The organism is Streptomyces sp. LN549, assembly GCF_043203805.1.
Classification (GTDB): Bacteria; Actinomycetota; Actinomycetes; order Streptomycetales; family Streptomycetaceae; genus Streptomyces.
The window spans coordinates 2,567,580-2,584,427 of the sequence record NZ_JAZHRI010000002.1; the positions used below are offsets into that span (position 1 = coordinate 2,567,580).

A 16,848-nucleotide genomic window follows, 5' to 3' on the forward strand; every position below is an offset into this window, starting at 1 on the left:
GTGGTGATCGGAGCAGCGGTCGTGCTGTTCATCGCCTCTTTCCTGGACTACTTCGACTACGGAAGCACCAGTGTCGACGCGCCGAACTCCTGGGATTCCCTGGGCAACGCGATCGGCGTCTACATGGTCGGGGTGATCGGTGCCGCACTGATCGTGCTGTCCCGTTCGCAGCCCCAGCCGCGCAAGGTCGCCGGTCTCGATCTCGCCCAGTTCGGTGTCGCCGCCACGGTGTTCACCGCGTGGAGCCTGTTCTGGACCATCATCGACCTCGGCCAGATCGACGCCGGGGCCGGCCTGATCCTCGGCCTGATCTCCTCCCTGGCGCTGGCCGCCGGCGCGGTGGCCTCCCCGCTGCTCCCGGCCCTCAAGGCCCCGCTGGCGGGCGCTCCGAAGCCGCAGGCCGTGCAGCCGCCGTACGGTGGCCAGCCGGGCCAGGGCTATGGCTACCCGGGTGCCCAGCAGCCGCCCTACGGTGGTCAGCCGCAGGGCCAGGCACCGTCGTTCGGCGGTCAGCCGCAGCCCGGCCAGCCCGACCCGCAGCAGGGTCAGGCGCCTGCCCAGCAGGCCGCGCCTGCCGGTGACTTCACCCCGTTCTGGTTCGCGGTTCCGGTGGCCCGTCCGCTGTACGGCGAGGACGGTTCGCCGTCCCCGATCGCCGAACTGGCGCCGGGCACCTGGTATCTCGCGGTCGAGCAGAGCGGTCCGGGCCTCATCGCCCAGACGCAGGACGGCCGTCGTGGTGTGCTCCAGGACACCACGGGCATCCAGCGCGGCTGACACAGCGGCGCACGCACCACCGACAGCGGCCCCCCGCCCCTTCCGGGCGGGGGGCCGCTGTCGTACCCTCCGACTACATCTGATGCATCGTCAGAAAGCCTGGGAGGTACCGGAATGCGGCTCGGACTCGCTCTCGGTTACTGGGGCCGCGGCCCGAACCCGGCCCATCTGGACCTGGCCCGCGAGGCGGAGGAGCTGGGATATGCGTCGGTGTGGACGGCGGAGGCCTGGGGTTCGGACGCCTTCACCCCGCTGACCTGGATCGCCGCCCACACCTCCCGGATCCGGCTGGGCACCGCCATCGCGCAGATGGCGGCCCGCACCCCGACCGCGACCGCGATGCACGCCCTGACCCTGGATCACCTCTCCGGCGGCCGGATGATGCTCGGTCTCGGCCTGTCCGGCCCCCAGGTCGTGGAGGGCTGGTACGGCCGCCCGTTCCCCCGCAGCCCGCTCACCGCGACCCGCGAGTACGTCGACGTGGTGCGCCAGGTGCTGCGCCGCGAGGCGCCCGTCGCCCTGGACGGCCGGTTCCACGCGCATCCGTACAACGGCCCGGACGCCACCGGCCTCGGCAAGCCGCTGAAGCCGATCACGCATCCGCTGCGCGCCGGGCTCCCGGTGCTGCTGGGCGCGGAGGGGCCGAAGAACATCGCCCAGACCACCCGGATCGCGGACGGCTGGCTGCCGCTGTACTGGTCGCCGTTGCGCACCGATGTGTACGAGGCCTCGCTGAGCGGCCTCCCCGAAGGGTTCATGATCGCGCCGATGGCCCGCGCGCAGGTCTGTGACGATGTCGCGGAGGGGCTGCTGCCGGTGAAGGCGATGCTCGGCTTCTACATCGGCGGTATGGGCGCCGCGGCCCGCAACTTCCATGCGGACCTGATGGCGCGGATGGGGTACGAGGAAGAGGCGCGGCGAATCCAGCAGCTGTTCCTGGAGGGGCGGAAGGAGGAGGCGGTACTGGCCGTCCCGGACACGTTCGCCGACGAGATCTCACTGGTGGGCCCCCGTGAACGGATCGCGGAGCGCCTGGAGTTGTGGCGCAAGGGCCCGGTGACCGATCTCCTGGTGACCGCGCCGGACCCGCACACCCTGCGGGTGCTGGCGGAGCTCAACCGGTAGGACCGCCACCGCGCCGGACTCCGCCTCGCCCCGCTCACCCCCTACCGCTTTGCAGCCGCGGATCCCCGCTGGTCGACCGGCTGCTCCGCCCGTCGTCCCGGGCGGCCCGGTCGTATGCCCGAGCGGCCCGGTCGGCCCGGTCGTATGCCCGAGTGGTCAGGGAACCGCCCGCAAAGCGGTGCATACCGGAGCGAATCCGGTTGCGGCCTCAGGAATCCCTCCGCTGTGGAGTCATCGCAGGGAATGTCACCCCGGTGAGCTCCTCGGAGACGGTCCACAGGCGCTGTTGGGTGGCCTGGTCGTGGGAGTCGGGGCTGGAGGTGACCAGCTTCGGGTATCCCCGGATCTGCCCCCGGTTGCCGGGGCCGTAGTACTGGGCGCCGGTGACGGCCGGATCGCTGGCTGCGCGCAGGGTGGGCAGGGCGCCCATCGCGGCCTTCTGGGTGAGCAGCGGTGCGAGCCAGGTGACGGGCACGCGAAGCGCGGCGGGTGTGTTGCGGGTGAGTTCGGTGTTGGACACGCCGGGATGGGCGGCCACCGCGGTCGTGGTGCCGTGCGGTGCGAGCCGGCGCTGCAGTTCGTACGTGAACATCAGGTTGGCGAGTTTGGCCTGGCTGTAGGCGCCGATGCGGCTGTACGAGCGCTCCCACTGCAGGTCGTCGAAGTGGATGGCGGCCCGGATGCGGTGGCCGGTGCTGCTGACCGTGACGATGCGGGAGCCGGGGACGGGCAGGAGCCGGTCCAGCAGCAGGCCGGTCAGGGCGAAGTGGCCGAGGTGATTGGTGCCGAACTGCAGCTCGAAGCCGTCGGCGGTGGTCTGCTTCGGGGTGTACATGACGCCCGCGTTGTTGATCAGAAGGTCGATGCGGGGGTGGGCGGCGCGCAGGTCGGCCGCCGCGGACCGGATCGAGTCCAGGGAGGTCAGGTCGAGGGCCTGGACGGTGACGTCGCCGGTGATGCGGGCAGCTGCCTGCTTGCCCTTCTCGACGTCGCGGACGGCCAGAACCACCGCCGCCCCGCGCGCCGCGAGCATCCGGGCGGTCTCGAAGCCCAGCCCGGTGTTGGCGCCGGTCACGATCGCCACCCGGCCGTGCTGATCAGGGATGTGCTGCTCGGTCCAGTTGCCACTCATGACGCACTCCTAAAGAACCATCGGTCTGTTAGGGACTCAACGTAAAAGACCGCCGGTTCCTTGTCAAGGGACCGGCGGTCTTTAAGCTAGGCTGAGGGCGTGACATTCCAGCGGGCGCGAAGCGAGGAGCAGCGGGAGATCCGCCGCCGGGCGATCCTGGACACGGCGGCGGCGATGCTCGACGAGATGCCCGTGGCCGAGGTGAGCCTCAACGAACTCAGCAGGCGGGTGGGCCTGGCCAAGTCGAACGTCCTGCGGTATTTCGAGTCGCGCGAGGCGGTGCTGCTCGAACTGCTGGACGTCTTCCTGGAGAGCTGGCTCGCCGAGCTGGCGGACGAGCTGGCCGCGGGCATCGAGGCGCACGCGGCACCGGAAGTGCGGGCGGGCCAGCTGGCCGAGATCCTCAGCCGGTCACTGTCGGACCGGGTGGTGCTGTGCGACCTCTTCGGCGCGCAGGGCGGCGTCCTTGAGCACAACGTCTCGGTCGAGGTGGTCAAGCGGCACAAGCGTTCCGCCCTCACGCGGCTCGCGGCCATGGTCGATCTCGTGCGCCGCCACGTGCCCGAGCTCGGCGACGGCGCGCAGGTGTTCTGCCTGATGAGCCTGGTCTCGGCGGGTGCCCTGTCGGCGTACGTCCCGCCGCCGCCCAGCCTCCTTGCCGCCTACGCGGAGGAGCCCGCCCTCGGCGTGCTCCACCTGGAGCTGCGTGACGCTCTGCGGGTCTCCTTCACCTCGGCGCTCCTGGGCGTGCTGCCGCGCGCCTGACCCTTTCCGCTCGCTGTGAGGGAACCAGGCCGGACCGCATCAACTGGCCGCGTGGATCCTGGGCCCGGGCAGGTGTCGCACGCACCGCGCGCGGCTCAGGACTCCGCCCCAGGACCGGCCGGAACCCGGCCCTCGCGGGTCCAGCCGAGGAGCTCGTCCGCCGTCCACGTCGTGACGACACGCTCCGCCGGGACCCCGCACTCCTCGGCACGGGCGCAGCCGTGGATCTGCCAGTCGAGCTGTCCGGGCGCGTGCGCGTCGGTGTCGACGGCGAACAGCGTGCCCGCGTCCACGGCTTGACGCAACAGCCGCCGGGGCGGGTCCAGCCGCTCGGGCCTGCTGTTGATCTCCACCGCCGTGCCCGCCTCGGCGCAGGCGGCGAAGACCTCGTCCGCGTCGAACTGCGACTCCGGGCGGCCCCGGCCGGTGATCAGGCGCCCGGTGCAGTGACCGAGGACGTTCGCCTGCGGGTGGCGTACGGCCGCGACCATGCGCCGGGTCATCGGACCGGGGTCCATCCGCAGCTTGGAGTGGACGGACACCACGACGAGGTCCAGCCGCTCCAGCAGCTCCTCCTCCTGGTCGAGGGAGCCGTCGAGATGGATGTCGCACTCGATGCCGGTCAGCAGCCGGAAGGGCGCCCAGTGCTCGTTGAGTTCGGCCACCACGTCGAGCTGTTCTCGCAGCCGCTCGGGCGAGAGCCCGTTCGCGACCGTCAGCCGGGGCGAGTGGTCGGTGAGCACCGCCCAGTCGTGGCCGAGCTCCGCCGCCGCACGGCCCATCTCCTCGATCGGGCTGCCGCCGTCCGACCAGTCGGAGTGCAGGTGGCAGTCGCCGCGCAGCAGCCCGAGCAGCCGTTCACCGCCCTCGGCGAGGGGGCCGCCCTCCTCCGCCTCGGTCTCCAGCCGCTCCAGGTAGGCGGGCGTCTGCCCGGCGACCGCCTCACGGATCACCTGGGCGGTGCGGGGGCCGATGCCCTTGACGCGTTCCAGGGAACCGTTGGCCACCCGCTCCACGGCCTCGCCGTCGGGCATCGCCGCCACCGTGCGGGCGGCGGTACGGAATGCCTGGACGCGGTACGTCTCGCCCCTGCCGCGCTCCAGCAGGAAGGCGATCCGCTCCAGGGCCCGGACCGGTTCCATCGGCACCTCCTGGCGGGACGGGGCGGGCTGCCCGTCCAGCTTCGCCCAGCCGCCCCCGGCCCGCACACCGGATGCGCCCCGCCGACGCTCAGCCGAAGGAGGACCGGGCCAGCCAGAAGTCCAGCAGCTCCGCGTCGCCCAGCAGCTCGACCCGGTCGCTGTCCGGGGCGAGGCGGCGGTTGAAGACCAGCATCAGGTCGGTGAGCGGCCCCCGCAGGGCCACGGTCGCCTTCCCGTGCGCGCGGCGCCATGTGAAGCGGTCCTCGCCGAACTCGATGAGCCACTCGGCGTCCGGTACGTCGGTGGCGTGCAGGTGGATGGAGCGGCCCGCCCCGCGCAGCTCCGCGGCCTCCGGGTCGCCCTCGGCCTGGGCGAAGGCGACGATCTCCAGCCACTCGTCGATCGTGTCGGCGGCCAGCTCGGGCGACATCGTGTACGGCACCTTCGCGGCCAGGGCCGCGTCCGCCAGGTGGACGACGGTCTCTATCGCCATGCGCCGCGCCCAGAAGCCCGCGTCGCGGTCCCGGTACCAGGACCAGACCTCCGTCTCCGGGCCCGCCTCACGCAGCGCCCCTGCGGTCCCGGCCGCCCCGTCCGCCAGCCAGGCGTCAAGCACGGCGGGGTCGTCGCCGTCGGGGGTGAACGCCGGCACCTGCTCGTCCGGGAGCTCCTCGGTGGCCCGGGTGCGGACGATCTCGCCGGCCCAGCGATGGGCGCCGCCGATGTGGACAGCGAGGTCGCGCAGCGTCCACTCCGGACAGGTCGGGACGGTCGCGTCGAGGTCCGCGCCACTGATGGCCGCCCTCAACACGTCGGTCAGCCGCACGATTTCGTCGCAGTAGCGCTCATGCGCGATGGGGGTGGTCATGCCCGCACTCTAGTGCGGGCGCGACCCTCCTCACATGCGGTTATCCGGCGAGCTGCGAGGTGGACGGCACCTTCTCCTTCACCTCGGCGCCCGCGCTCTTCCCGGCGTCCTTGATGCTGTTGATGACACTCTCGAACGCGCCGACGTCCCCGTCGCCCACCTCGCCCTTGCGGAGCTTGGTGGCGAGGCCCTTGAGCGACTCGATGGCCGCGGTCAGCGGGGCGACGGCCTTCGACAGCAGCGGGTCGCCCTTGGCGTTGTCCGACGCGGCCTTGAGCCGGTTGTAGGCGAATCCCCCCGCGAGCCCGGCCTTGACGAGTGCGAAGGTCCGCCCGTCGGCGCCTTTCTTGAACTTCCCGGCGCGGTACGGCTTGACGATCCACTGGTACGTCGCGCCCGCCGCGAGCCCCGCGTTGGCGACGAACCGCGTCTTGGCGAACTTCTGCGCCTCGGCCGACGACGTACCGGTCGGCGATGCCGAGCTGCCCGTACCGCTGTTCTCGTCGTCGCTCCCGCACGCGGTGGTGCTCACCAGCACGGCGCAGGACAGCAGCAGCGCCACGAGGAGTCGGCGGAGCGGTGCGGAACGGGGCACGGCCGGCCTCCCTGACCAGGGCGTCACAGAGGGTGCCGGGGCCCGGCACTCCCCCGTCAGGCTGGCTCCGGCGGCCCGGCCCCGCCACCCCGGGACCGCCGTACGGGTTTCACCGGTCCGAAAACGGCAACCCGCAGTCCATGTCCTACAGCAGAGGCAACGGAAGCAGCACCGCAGCACGTGTCATAGCCGTGGTGGCCGACATCATGGCTTTCATCATCGGCCTGTGGATCCTGATGTACCTGCTCGACGCCAACCGGGGCAACGACCTGGTCGACTTCGTGCAGCACAGCGCCCGGTGGCTCGCAGGCTGGTCGTACGACCTGTTCACCTTCGACGCCGCGTGGGCCAGGGTCGTCGCCGGCTACGGCCTGGCCGCCGTCGTGTACCTCTTCGTCGGTCACGCGGTGGCAGGCCGCATACGGCACTGAGCACAATCGGGAGAAGGCGGCCTCAGGCGCAGCAGTCGGGCTCCAGTCCCTTCGGCAGTCTCTCCCCGCTGAAGACCGCGGTGGTCGCCTCGTCCCCTCCGAGCGCGGCCACCGCGAGCAGGAGCGATCCGGCGGTCCACGCGGTGTGCTCCTCGGGCCAGAACGCCCGGTTGCCCTCGAAGACGTACCCCGTCCAGTACATCCCGCCCGCGGCCCGCAGGTGCTGGATCGACTGGAGGATCTCCAGGGCCCGGTCGGACTCCCCCATCACCCAGAGGGCCAGGGCGAGTTCGCAGCTCTCGCCGCCGGTCACCCACGGGTTGGGCAGCACACAGCGCACTCCGAGGTCCGGGACGACGAAGCGGTCCCAGCCCTCCTCGATCCGCTGCTTGGCGGCCGGTCCGCTGAGCGCGCCGCCGAGGACCGGGTAGTACCAGTCCATCGAGTAGTGGCTCTTGTCGAGGAAGCGCTCCGGATGGCTGCGGATCGCGTGCGCCAGCGCCCCGGTGGCCAACTCCCAGTCGGGCTGCGGCTCTTCGCGGCTCTCGGCGAGGGCGAGCGCGCAGCGCAGGGCCTGGTGGATGGAGGAGGAGCCGGTCAGCAGCGCGTCCGTCACCGGGGTGCCGTCGGCCTCCCGCTTCCAGCCGATCTGCCCGCCGGGCTGCTGGAGCCGCAGGACGAACTCGACGGCGGCGAAGACCGTCGGCCACATCCGGTCGACGAACGCGTCGTCGCCGGTGGCGAGGTAGTGGTGCCAGACGCCGACGGCCACGTAGGCGCAGAAGTTGGTCTCCAGGCCGCGGTCGGTCGGCTGCTGCGGGTCGCCGTCGTGGTAGGCCGCGTACCAGGAGCCGTCCTCGTTCTGGTTGCGGGCCAGCCACTCGTACGCGCGTTCCGCGGCGGCGTGCTCGCCGGCCGCGTCCAGGGCCATGGCGGCCTCGGTGTGGTCCCACGGGTCGAGGTGGTGGCCGCGGAACCACGGAATCGCGCCGTCTTCGCACTGCACGGCGAGCACGGCGGCGACGGTCTCTGCGGCCTGCTCGGCGGTGAGCACTCCGGGCAGGACGAGGTGTTCGGTCCGCTCGGGAAGACTCACGCCTCGGCCTTGACGGAGTCGTCGGCCTGCACGGGCGCCTCGGCGGTCACGGCGGCGGGCAGGTGCGGCTTGGTCGCGTAGGCCACGAAGCTCTTGCCGACGACCGGGTTGAGCAGCTGCTCGGCGACCCGGGTGGCCATCGGCTTCTTCATGATGTCCCAGACGAGCAGCTTGTGGTACGCCCGCACCGGCAGGGCCTTGTCGTTGTCGACGCCGAAGGCGCACTTGAGCCACCAGTAGGGCGAGTGCAGGGCGTGCGCGTGGTGGGTGCCGTACGGCTTGAGGCCGGCGCCGCGGATCTTGCCCAGCAGCTCGTCCGCCTTGTAGATGCGGATGTGGCCGCCCTCGACCTCGTGGTACGCGTCGGAGAGCGTCCAGCAGACCTTCTCGGGGCCGTAACGCGGCACGGTGATCGCGATCCGGCCGCCGGGCTTCAGGACCCGGACCATCTCGGCGAGCACGCCCTTGTCGTCGGGGATGTGCTCCATGACCTCGGAGATGATCACGACGTCGAAGGACTCGTCGGGGAACGGCAGGTTGAGCGCGTCACCCTCCATCGCGGTGGCGGTGGCCCCCTCGGGCGCCTCCCCGGCCTCCTTCATCGCGGCGAACCACTTCGCGACCTCGCGGATCTCCTCGCCGTTCTGGTCGAGGGCCACGACCTGGGCGCCGCGCCGGTAGCACTCGAAGGCGTGGCGTCCGGCGCCGCAGCCCAGGTCGAGCACTCGGTCGCCTGCGGCGAGCGGGAAGCGGGTGAAGTCCACGGTCAGCACGAATGCCTGCTTTCGCGGTCGAGGGAGTCGGGAGGGGGAACGGAGGTCAGGGGCTCGGGAAGCGGGGTGTCACCGTCGGCCGCCGGGGCCGGTGGCGGCGCGGGCCGCGATCGCCTCCCGGTACAGCGCGACGGTGCCGATCGCCGCCTGCTTCCAGGTGAACCGGGCGAGGACCCGTGCGCGCCCCGCGGCCCCGAGCCGCGCGCGCAGCTCCGGGTCGCCGAGCAGCCGGCCGAGCGCGTCGGCCAGGGCCCCGGCGTCGGCGGTCGGGACCGCCAGACAGGTCTCGCCGTCCGGGCCCGCGACCTCGGGGATCGCACCGCCGGTGGTGGCGACGAGCGGGGTCCCGGTGGCCATCGCCTCGGCGGCGGGCAGCGAGAAGCCCTCGTACAGCGAGGGGACGCAGGCGATCTGGGCGCTGCGCACCAGGTCGACGAGTTCGGTGTCGCTGATGCCCTTGACGAACTCGACGGCGTCCGCGAGTCCGTGCCGCTCGATGGCCTGGGCGACCGGCCCGTCCTCGGCGCGGCGGCCGACGACCACGAGGTGTGCCGCGGGGTTCTCGGTACGGAGCTTGGCGAGCGCCTCGACGAGGTGGACGAGCCCCTTGAGCGGGACGTCGGCGCTGGAGGTGGTGACGATCCGGCCGGGCACCTCGGCGACGGCGGGATCGGGTGACCACAGGTCCGTGTCGGCGCCGATGTGCACGACGCGGACGCGGCCGGGGCGCACGCCCAGGTGGTCGACGATCTCCTGCTTGGAGGAGCCGGAGACGGTGAGTACCGACGGCAGCTTGCGCGCGACCCGCTTCTGCATGCGGGTGAAGGCGTACCAGCGGCGCACGGAGGCGCGGCGGCGGCGGGTCGGGGCGGCGTCCAGGTCGAGCTTCCGGTCCACGGTGATGGGGTGGTGGATCGTGGTGACGAGGGGGGCACCGAGGTCGGCGAGGAGCCCGTAGCCGAGTGTCTGGTTGTCGTGGATGACGTCGAACTCGCCGCGCCGGGCGGCGAGGTGGCGCCGGGCACGCAGGCTGAAGGTGAGCGGTTCGGGGAAGCCGCCGGTCCACATGGTGGCGACCTCGGCGGCGTCGATCCAGTCCCGGTACTCGCCGCGCTTCGGGGTGCGGAACGGGTCGGGCTGCCGGTAGAGGTCCAGGCTCGGCAGCTCGGTGAGCGGGACGCCCTCGTCGAGCACGGGGTAGGGCTGGGCGCCGATCACCTCGACGCTGTGGCCGAGGCGGGCGAGCTCCCGGGCGAGGTGGCGTACGTAGACGCCCTGGCCGCCGCAGAAGGGATTGCCCTTGTAGGTGAGGAGCGCGATGCGCAGGGGCCGGTCACCGGCCGCGCCCCTGTCCGACGTATCGACGCCCGTACGGGGGCCCGACTCTATGGCCTCAGCGGTCACACTCGGCCCCCTTCTCACTGCGTGTTCGCCGGAGCGTAACCGCTCGCGCTAATCTAGAACAAGTTACAGACCGACCGGCAGACGGAGGGCGGCGTCGGACTGGATCGTTCAATGAGCTACGAATCTACCGGCAGGTAGCAACGGTGCAACGGCCGGATCAGGTGATTCGCGCCACGGCACACACCCTGGCATGCTGTGCGCCGCCGGACCGGCCGCCGCAGCCCCGCGGTCGCGGACAGGAGCCTCGGGATGGGACACATGACAGCGGAAGCCAGACCGGCATCGCCGCCCCTGACGGAACGCCAGGAGGCCCGCCGCCGCCGCATCCTGCACGCCAGCGCCCAGCTCGCCAGCAGGGGCGGTTTCGAGGCCGTCCAGATGCGCGAGGTGGCGGAGGCCGCCGGGGTGGCCCTGGGCACCCTGTACCGCTACTTCCCCTCCAAGGTCCACCTGCTGGTCGCCACCATGCAGGACCAGCTCCAGCACATGCACGGGACGCTCCGCAAACGGCCCCCGGCCGGGAACGACGCGGCGGAGCGGGTCGCCGACACCCTGATGCGGGCCTTCCGCGCGATGCAGCGCGAACCGCATCTGGCGGACGCGATGGTGCGCGCGCTGACCTTCGCGGACCGCAGCGTGAGCCCCGAGGTGGACACGGTCTCGCGGCTCACTACGGCGATCATCCTGGACGCCATGGAGCTCGACCACCCGACGCCCGAGCAGCTCTCCGCCGTCCGGGTCATCGAGCACACCTGGCACTCGGCACTGATCACCTGGCTGTCGGGCCGGGCCTCGATCGCACAGGTGAAGATAGACATCGAGACGGTCTGCCGGCTGATCGACCTGACCGCGGAGGAACCGGCCGGCTGAGTGTTCGGGGCGCCTGCCCATGTACGGCGCCCACATGCCTCCCGGGTCAGGTGGGGCGCCCTGCACCATATCGACGACGGCACGGTGTTCATACGGTTCGGCGACATCACAGGAACACGCCGAGGAGCCGGTCACCATGCGTCGCAGAGCCAGCAGAGTCAGCAGATCCAGCACAGTCGGCAGCCGCACCGCCCCGCACAGGTCCCTGCCCGCCGTCGCCGTCCTCACCGCAGCCGGCCTCCTGCTGACCGGCTGCACCGCCGCCGGTACGGCAGGCGACTCCGACGGGTCCGGGAAGTCCGCCGGGAACGCGACCGTGAAGGTCGGCCTGGTCTACTCCCGCACCGGACTGCTCGCGGACTACGGCAAGCAGTACCGCGACGGCTTCATGGCCGGCCTGGACTACGCGACGAAGGGCACCGGCAAGGTCGCGGGCCACCGCATCGAGGTCACCGAGCAGGACGACGCGGGCGACCCCGGCAAGGCCGTCTCCGCCGCGAAGAACCTGATCGGCAAGGGCTACAAGGTGCTGGCCGGCACCACCGACTCGGGCGTCGCCCTCCAGATGGCGCCGCTCGCCGCACAGAACAAGGTGCTGTACGTCAGCGGCCCCGCGGCCACCGACGCGGTGACCGGCATCAACCACTACACGTTCCGCTCGGGCCGCCAGTCCTACCAGGACATCCTGACGGCGGGCACGATGCTCGGCGACGCCGAGGGCAAGAAGGTCACGGTCCTCGCCCAGGACTCCACCTTCGGCCAGGCCAACGTCGCCGCCGTGAAGGCGGTCCTCGGCGCGAAGGGCGCGAAGGTGGGCTCCGTGCTGGCGCCGCCGAGCGCGACGGACCTGACGCCGTTCGCCCGGCAGGTCAAGGCGGGCGGGCCGGATCTGGTCTTCGTCGCCTGGGCCGGTTCCACCGCCCCGGCGCTGTGGACCGCGCTGGACCAGCAGGGCGTGCTGGGCGCGGGCAAGGTCGTCACCGGGCTCGCCGGGACCGCCTCGTACCCGGTCTTCGGGGCGGCCGGGTCCAAGGTGTCGTTCCTGGCGCACTACTTCCCGGGCGCGGGCGGCGGCAACGCCGTGGAGAAGGCGATGCTGGACTCGGTGACGAAGGCGGGCGGCACGCCCGACCTCTTCACCCCGGACGGCTTCACCGCGGCCCAGATGATCGTGCGCGCCGTCGCCGAGGGCAGCGCCACCGACCCGGCGGCGATGGTCAAGGCCCTGGAGGGCTGGACCTTCGACGGGGCCAAGGGCAAGCAGCAGGTCCGGGCCGAGGACCACGCGCTGCTGCAGCCCATGTTCGTGGCCCGGCTGACCGGGAAGGGCGCCGCCGCGAAGCCGGAGCTCCTGGACACCGAGGCGATGGACACCGTGACCCCGCCCGTGAAGCCCTCGGCGGGCTGAACCGTGACCGCACCCCGCACCCTCGGGCGTCAGGAAGGCGGCCCGGCGGACTCCGCGGCCCCCGTGCTCCGGCTGGACCGAATCGGCTGGAGCGTCGGCGGCGCGGCCATCGTCCGAGACATCACCCTCAGCGTCCGCGAGGGCGAGTTCCTCGCCTTCATCGGCCCCAACGGGGCAGGCAAGACCTCCCTGTTCAACCTGATCAGCGGACTGACACTGCCCACCGCGGGCACGATCACGCTGGACGGCACGGACCTGACGGACCGGCCCGCGCACGTCCGCGCCCGGCGCGGCATCGGCCGGACGTTCCAGACCTCCAGCCTCTGGCCCGCGATGACCGTCGCCGACCACGTCCGGCTGGCCGCGCAGGCCGCCAGGGGCGGCTCGTACCGCCTCTGGCGCCGCGCCGACCCGTACACCGCCGAGGTGGCCGACGCGCTGGAGCGCACCGGTCTCGGCCACCGGGCCCGGGCGACGGCCGCCGAGCTGTCGCACGGCGAGAAGCGGAAGCTGGAGCTCGCCGTGCTGCTGGTGGGCGAGCCCCGGCTGATGCTGCTCGACGAGCCGATGGCCGGGGTGAGCGCCGAGGAGGTCCCGGCGCTGACCGAACTGATCCGCACCCTGCACCGGGAGGAGGGGCGCACCGTCCTCATGGTCGAGCACCACATGGACGTCCTGCTGGGCCTCGCGGACCGGCTCGCCGTGATGCACCACGGCCGGCTGCTCGCCCTGGACACCCCCGAGGCCGTGACCGCCGATCCGACCGTGCAGCAGGCCTACCTCGGGGAGGGACTGTGACGGAGCGGCCCCTGCTCGCCGTCAGGGATCTGCGGGTCCTGATCGGCGGCCGCCACATCCTGCACGGCGTCGACCTGGACGTCGCCGGCCACGGCGTGACCGCGCTGCTCGGCCGCAACGGAGCCGGCAAGACGACGACCGTACGGGCCGTACTCGGCCTCGTCCCGCGCAGCGGCAGCATCCGTCTCGACGGCGAGGAGACCGTGGCGCTGCCCACGCACGCATTGGTCCGGCGCGGGATCGGCTACGCCCCCGAGGACCGCGGCATCTTCGCAGGGCTGACGGTCGCGGAGAACCTGCGGCTGGCCGAGCGGCGCGGGGCGGGCGAGCCCGCGTACGCACTGGTTCATGAACTCTTTCCCGAACTCAAGCAGCGCGCGCGGCAGTTGGCCGGAACGCTGTCCGGCGGCCAGCAGCAGATGGTCGCCATCGGCCGCACCCTGCTCAACGACAACCGGCTGATCATCGCGGACGAACCCACCAAGGGCCTGGCGCCGAAGGTGGTCACCGAGGTCGCGCAGGTTCTGGAGCGGGCAGCCGAGGCGGTGCCGGTGCTGCTCGTGGAGCAGAACCTCGCCGTCGTACGGCGGCTGGCCGCGCACTGTGCGGTGCTGGCCGACGGCCGGACCGCCCACCGGGGGCCCGCGGCCGACTTGCTCGGCGACGCGGAGGCGGCCCGCAGGCTGCTCGGCGTGGGCCACGGCCCGCTGACCCCACACACCGCGGAGGCGGATTCCTGATGTCCACCCTCGTCCTGCTCACCATGACCGGACTCGGTCTGGGAGCCCTCTACTTCCTCATCGCCTCCGGACTCTCGCTGATCTTCGGCCTGATGGACGTCCTCAACTTCGCGCACGGGGCGCTGCTGTCCATCGGTGCGTACGGCACCTGGTGGGCGGCGTCCGGGAATCTGCCCGGCGCGGGACCCGGCGGCGCCGGCTTCGTCCTCGCGGTCCTCTTCGGTACGGCGGTGGGCACCGCGGCCGCCGTACTCCTGGAACTCGCCGTCGTCCGGCCGCTCTACACCCGGCCGCGCGAGCAGGTGCTCGCCACGGTCGGGGTCGGGCTCGCCGTCCCGGCGCTGCTGTCGGGCATCTGGGGCCCGGACGCCCGGACCTTCCCGGGGCCCGAGGCACTGTCCGGCACCTTCGGGCTGCTGGGCGCGCAGGTCCCCGTCAACCGACTGGTGCTGATCGCGGCCGCGGTCGTGGTCCTGGTGGCGCTGCGGCTCTTCCTGGGCCGGACCCGGCACGGCCTCGTCGTACGGGCCGGCGTCGAGGACCGGGCGATGGTCACCGCCCTCGGCATCGACGTCCGCAAGGCGTTCACGCTCGTCTTCGCGATCGGAGGCTGCGCGGCGGCGCTCGGCGGGGCACTCGGCGGGCTGTACTTCGGTTCGGTCGACCCCCGCCAGGGCACCTCGCTGCTCATCTTCGCGTTCGTCGTCGTGGTCACCGGCGGCATGGGTTCGGTGACCGGCGCCGCCGTGGCGTCCGTCGTCATCGGCCTGGTCCAGCAGTTCGCCAACTACTACACCGCGGCAGGGCTCGGCGATCTGGCGGTCGTCGTCCTGCTCGCCGCACTGCTGCTGATCCGCCCGCGCGGACTGACGGGGAGGCTCGCGTGAGCACCGCCACCGAGACACACGACCGCACCGAAGGCCCTGCGGCCCCGGTACTGCCGGTCAGCACGCCCCGGCTGCTGCGCTGGTGGCCCGCCGCCGTCCTGCTGGTCCTGGCCGTCGCACCGTTCAGCGCCGTGCCGGTGCCGGGCCTGCTGGACGGACCGCTCGGCAGCGCGGGGAGCCTTCAACTCCTCGCCACCTGCCTTCTGTTCGGGGCCCTGGCCACGGGCTACGACCTGCTGCTCGGGCGCACCGGGCTGCTCTCGTTCGGCCACGCCCTGTACTTCGCGGCCGGCAGCTACGCCACCAACATGTTCCTGCTGGAGGCGGGTCTGCCCTTCGCCCTCGCCGCCGTCCTCGGCCTCCTCTTCGGGATCGCGCTGGCCCTGGTCCTGGGGTCGGTGAGCCTGCGCGTCACCGGCATCGGCTTCTCCATGGTGACCCTCGCCTTCGCCCAGGCGGGCTCGATCCTGGTGTCCCGCAACCCCGGCGGCGTCACCGGCGGCGAGGAGGGCCGGGCGGCGCCGGCCGATCTGCTCCCCTCCTGGCTCGTCGGTATCGACAACACCGCGAACCTCTACTGGATCGCGCTCGCCTACCTCGTCCTGACCCTGGCCGTCGTCGCCTGGGCGGTCCGCTCCCCCACCGGGCGCGTCTGGGAGGGCATCAAGGAGAACGAGCGCCGGGTGGAGGTGCTGGGCCTGAAGCCGTACGGGTTCAAGCTGACCGCCTTCGTCGTCGCGGGCGCGCTCGCCGCGCTCGGCGGCATCGTGCACCTGCTCCTGACCGGCGGCTCCACACCCCAGACCACCACGTCCGACTTCACCCTGTCGCTCCTGGTGATGGTGGTGCTGGGTGGCTCGGGCACCCGCTGGGGTCCGATGGTCGGCGGCATCCTCTACACGTGGGCGGACCACCGGCTCGGCGACCTGGCCGGTTCGGGCGCGGTCGCCGACCTGCCGGCGGTGCTCCGGGTCCCGCTCTCGCAACCGCTCTTCCTGCTGGGCGTGCTGTTCGTGGCCGTGGTACATCTGCTGCCGGGCGGCCTGGCCCGGCTGCCGTCCAGGCTGAGGGCTGTCGCCCACCGGAAGGAGACCGGAGACCAGTGATTCCGTACGAGGAGATCAGAGTCCCCGTGAACGGGGGCGAGTTGGCCGCACTGCGCTGGCCGGCCACCGATCCGCAGGCACCGACGGTGGTGGCGCTGCACGGCATCACGGCCAACGCACTCTCCTGGGGCACGGTGGCCCGGTTGCTGGCCGGCCGCGTCACGCTGATCGCCCCGGATCTGCGGGGCAGGGCGGGGAGTTCAGGTCTCCCCGGCCCGTACGGCATCGCCACGCACGCGGACGACACCGCCGCTCTGGCCGAGGCCCTGGGCCTGGGCCGGGTGGTGCTGGCGGGCCACTCGATGGGCGCGTTCGTGGCCGCGCTGGCCGCGGTGCGGCACCCGGACCGCTTCGGTCCGCTGCTGCTCGTCGACGGCGGCATCGGCTTTCCCGCGCCGACGCATCTGACACCCGACGAACTGCTGACCGCGGTGATCGGCCCGGCGATGGACCGGCTGTCGATGACGTTCCCGGACCGGGCCGCCTACCGCGCGTTCTGGCAGGCGCACCCGGCGTTCGGGGCCGCCTGGTCGGACGAGGTGGACGCGTACATCCAGCGCGACCTGACGGGCGAGGAGCCCGCCCTGCACTCGACGTGCCGGATCGAGGCGATCCGCACGGACGGCGTCGGCCTGTTCGACGAGGAGGTGCTCGGGGCGGTACGGAAGCTGCCCGCCGAGGCCACGTTGCTGTGGGCGGCGCGCGGTCTGATGGACGAGGAGCAGGGGCTGTACGACGAGAGCCGGCTGGCGGCGGCGGACCTGGGCGGGACCCGGGTGGAGCCGGTGGCGGTGAATGACGTGAACCACTACACGGTGCTCACGGGCGAGCGGGGCGGGCTGGAGGTGGCCGACCGGCTGGTGGCACTCGCGTACGCCTGAGGGGTGGGCCGGGCCCGGCAGCCGTCTGCCGGGCCCGGCCCGTCGCACGC

18 protein-coding genes and 1 tRNA gene are annotated in these 16,848 nt (G+C 72.4%); 12 read left to right on the forward strand and 7 right to left on the reverse strand.

Going from position 1 to position 16,848, the window contains the following annotated elements:
* From SH922_RS11300 to SH922_RS11310, 3 genes are all read left to right on the forward strand, one after another.
* Window positions 1-777 (forward strand): hypothetical protein, encoded by a 777-nt coding sequence (locus tag SH922_RS11300; RefSeq protein WP_393063529.1) that lies wholly within the window; start codon window positions 1-3, stop codon window positions 775-777.
* A gap of 114 nt (window positions 778-891) precedes the next feature.
* Window positions 892-1,902: an LLM class F420-dependent oxidoreductase gene (locus SH922_RS11305; protein ID WP_393057510.1), complete on the forward strand. Its 1,011-nt coding sequence runs from the start codon at window positions 892-894 to the stop codon at window positions 1,900-1,902.
* A 138-nt stretch (window positions 1,903-2,040) separates the two neighbouring features.
* Window positions 2,041-2,111 (forward strand) — tRNA-Cys (locus SH922_RS11310).
* Here SH922_RS11310 and SH922_RS11315 read toward each other — a convergent pair.
* Window positions 2,111-3,034: an SDR family NAD(P)-dependent oxidoreductase gene (locus tag SH922_RS11315; RefSeq protein ID WP_393057512.1), complete on the reverse strand. Its 924-nt coding sequence runs from the start codon at window positions 3,032-3,034 to the stop codon at window positions 2,111-2,113. The two genes, SH922_RS11310 and SH922_RS11315, sit on opposite strands and share 1 nt — an antisense overlap.
* 99 nt (window positions 3,035-3,133) lie before the next feature.
* Between SH922_RS11315 and SH922_RS11320 the strand changes: the two genes are divergently transcribed.
* On the forward strand, window positions 3,134-3,799 hold the full coding sequence (locus SH922_RS11320) for a TetR/AcrR family transcriptional regulator (RefSeq protein ID WP_393057514.1): 666 nt from the start codon (window positions 3,134-3,136) through the stop codon (window positions 3,797-3,799).
* Between the two features lie 95 nt (window positions 3,800-3,894).
* On the opposite strand, the gene SH922_RS11325 is transcribed toward SH922_RS11320, so the two are convergent.
* The 3 genes from SH922_RS11325 to SH922_RS11335 form a co-directional block, all read right to left on the reverse strand.
* Window positions 3,895-4,941: a PHP domain-containing protein gene (locus SH922_RS11325; protein ID WP_393057516.1), complete on the reverse strand. Its 1,047-nt coding sequence runs from the start codon at window positions 4,939-4,941 to the stop codon at window positions 3,895-3,897.
* Between the two features lie 88 nt (window positions 4,942-5,029).
* Entirely contained in the window at window positions 5,030-5,809 is a 780-nt protein-coding gene (locus SH922_RS11330) for a maleylpyruvate isomerase family mycothiol-dependent enzyme (protein WP_393057518.1), read from the reverse strand.
* 40 nt (window positions 5,810-5,849) lie between these two features.
* Window positions 5,850-6,404: a hypothetical protein gene (locus SH922_RS11335; protein ID WP_393057520.1), complete on the reverse strand. Its 555-nt coding sequence runs from the start codon at window positions 6,402-6,404 to the stop codon at window positions 5,850-5,852.
* A 140-nt stretch (window positions 6,405-6,544) separates the two neighbouring features.
* Here SH922_RS11335 and SH922_RS11340 point away from each other — a divergent pair, with 140 nt between their 5' ends.
* The gene (locus SH922_RS11340; protein WP_393057522.1) at window positions 6,545-6,835 is read left to right on the forward strand and encodes a hypothetical protein; all 291 of its coding nucleotides are present in this window, start codon (window positions 6,545-6,547) and stop codon (window positions 6,833-6,835) included.
* A gap of 22 nt (window positions 6,836-6,857) precedes the next feature.
* Here SH922_RS11340 and SH922_RS11345 read toward each other — a convergent pair whose 3' ends face one another.
* The 3 genes from SH922_RS11345 to SH922_RS11355 form a co-directional block, all read right to left on the reverse strand.
* The gene (locus SH922_RS11345; protein ID WP_393057524.1) at window positions 6,858-7,931 is read right to left on the reverse strand and encodes a prenyltransferase; all 1,074 of its coding nucleotides are present in this window, start codon (window positions 7,929-7,931) and stop codon (window positions 6,858-6,860) included.
* Complete coding sequence (locus SH922_RS11350) at window positions 7,928-8,704, reverse strand: class I SAM-dependent methyltransferase (RefSeq protein ID WP_393057526.1); 777 nt, start codon at window positions 8,702-8,704, stop codon at window positions 7,928-7,930. Before SH922_RS11350 ends, SH922_RS11345 begins: the two co-directional genes overlap by 4 nt.
* 69 nt (window positions 8,705-8,773) lie before the next feature.
* On the reverse strand, window positions 8,774-10,108 hold the full coding sequence (locus SH922_RS11355; RefSeq protein WP_393057528.1) for a glycosyltransferase family 4 protein: 1,335 nt from the start codon (window positions 10,106-10,108) through the stop codon (window positions 8,774-8,776).
* A gap of 258 nt (window positions 10,109-10,366) precedes the next feature.
* Between SH922_RS11355 and SH922_RS11360 the strand changes: the two genes are divergently transcribed.
* The 7 genes from SH922_RS11360 (at window position 10,367) to SH922_RS11390 (ending at window position 16,798) form a co-directional block, all read left to right on the forward strand.
* Entirely contained in the window at window positions 10,367-10,978 is a 612-nt protein-coding gene (locus tag SH922_RS11360) for a TetR family transcriptional regulator (RefSeq protein ID WP_393063530.1), read from the forward strand.
* A gap of 136 nt (window positions 10,979-11,114) precedes the next feature.
* Window positions 11,115-12,386 carry a substrate-binding domain-containing protein gene (locus SH922_RS11365; protein ID WP_393057530.1) on the forward strand — a complete coding sequence of 424 codons (1,272 nt, stop codon included), beginning with the start codon at window positions 11,115-11,117 and terminating at the stop codon, window positions 12,384-12,386.
* 3 nt (window positions 12,387-12,389) lie between these two features.
* Window positions 12,390-13,184, forward strand: coding sequence for an ABC transporter ATP-binding protein (locus SH922_RS11370; protein WP_393057532.1), 795 nt, complete (start codon window positions 12,390-12,392; stop codon window positions 13,182-13,184).
* On the forward strand, window positions 13,181-13,924 hold the full coding sequence (locus SH922_RS11375; RefSeq protein WP_393057534.1) for an ABC transporter ATP-binding protein: 744 nt from the start codon (window positions 13,181-13,183) through the stop codon (window positions 13,922-13,924). The genes SH922_RS11370 and SH922_RS11375 overlap by 4 nt, the downstream gene beginning before the upstream one ends.
* On the forward strand, window positions 13,924-14,811 hold the full coding sequence (locus SH922_RS11380) for a branched-chain amino acid ABC transporter permease (RefSeq protein ID WP_393057536.1): 888 nt from the start codon (window positions 13,924-13,926) through the stop codon (window positions 14,809-14,811). The genes SH922_RS11375 and SH922_RS11380 overlap by 1 nt, the downstream gene beginning before the upstream one ends.
* Window positions 14,808-15,917, forward strand: a complete 1,110-nt coding sequence (locus SH922_RS11385) for a branched-chain amino acid ABC transporter permease (RefSeq protein ID WP_393057538.1) — start codon at window positions 14,808-14,810, stop codon at window positions 15,915-15,917. The genes SH922_RS11380 and SH922_RS11385 overlap by 4 nt, the downstream gene beginning before the upstream one ends.
* Window positions 15,914-16,798, forward strand: a complete 885-nt coding sequence (locus tag SH922_RS11390) for an alpha/beta hydrolase (RefSeq protein WP_393057540.1) — start codon at window positions 15,914-15,916, stop codon at window positions 16,796-16,798. Before SH922_RS11385 ends, SH922_RS11390 begins: the two co-directional genes overlap by 4 nt.
* The last annotated feature ends 50 nt before the right edge of the window (window positions 16,799-16,848 follow it).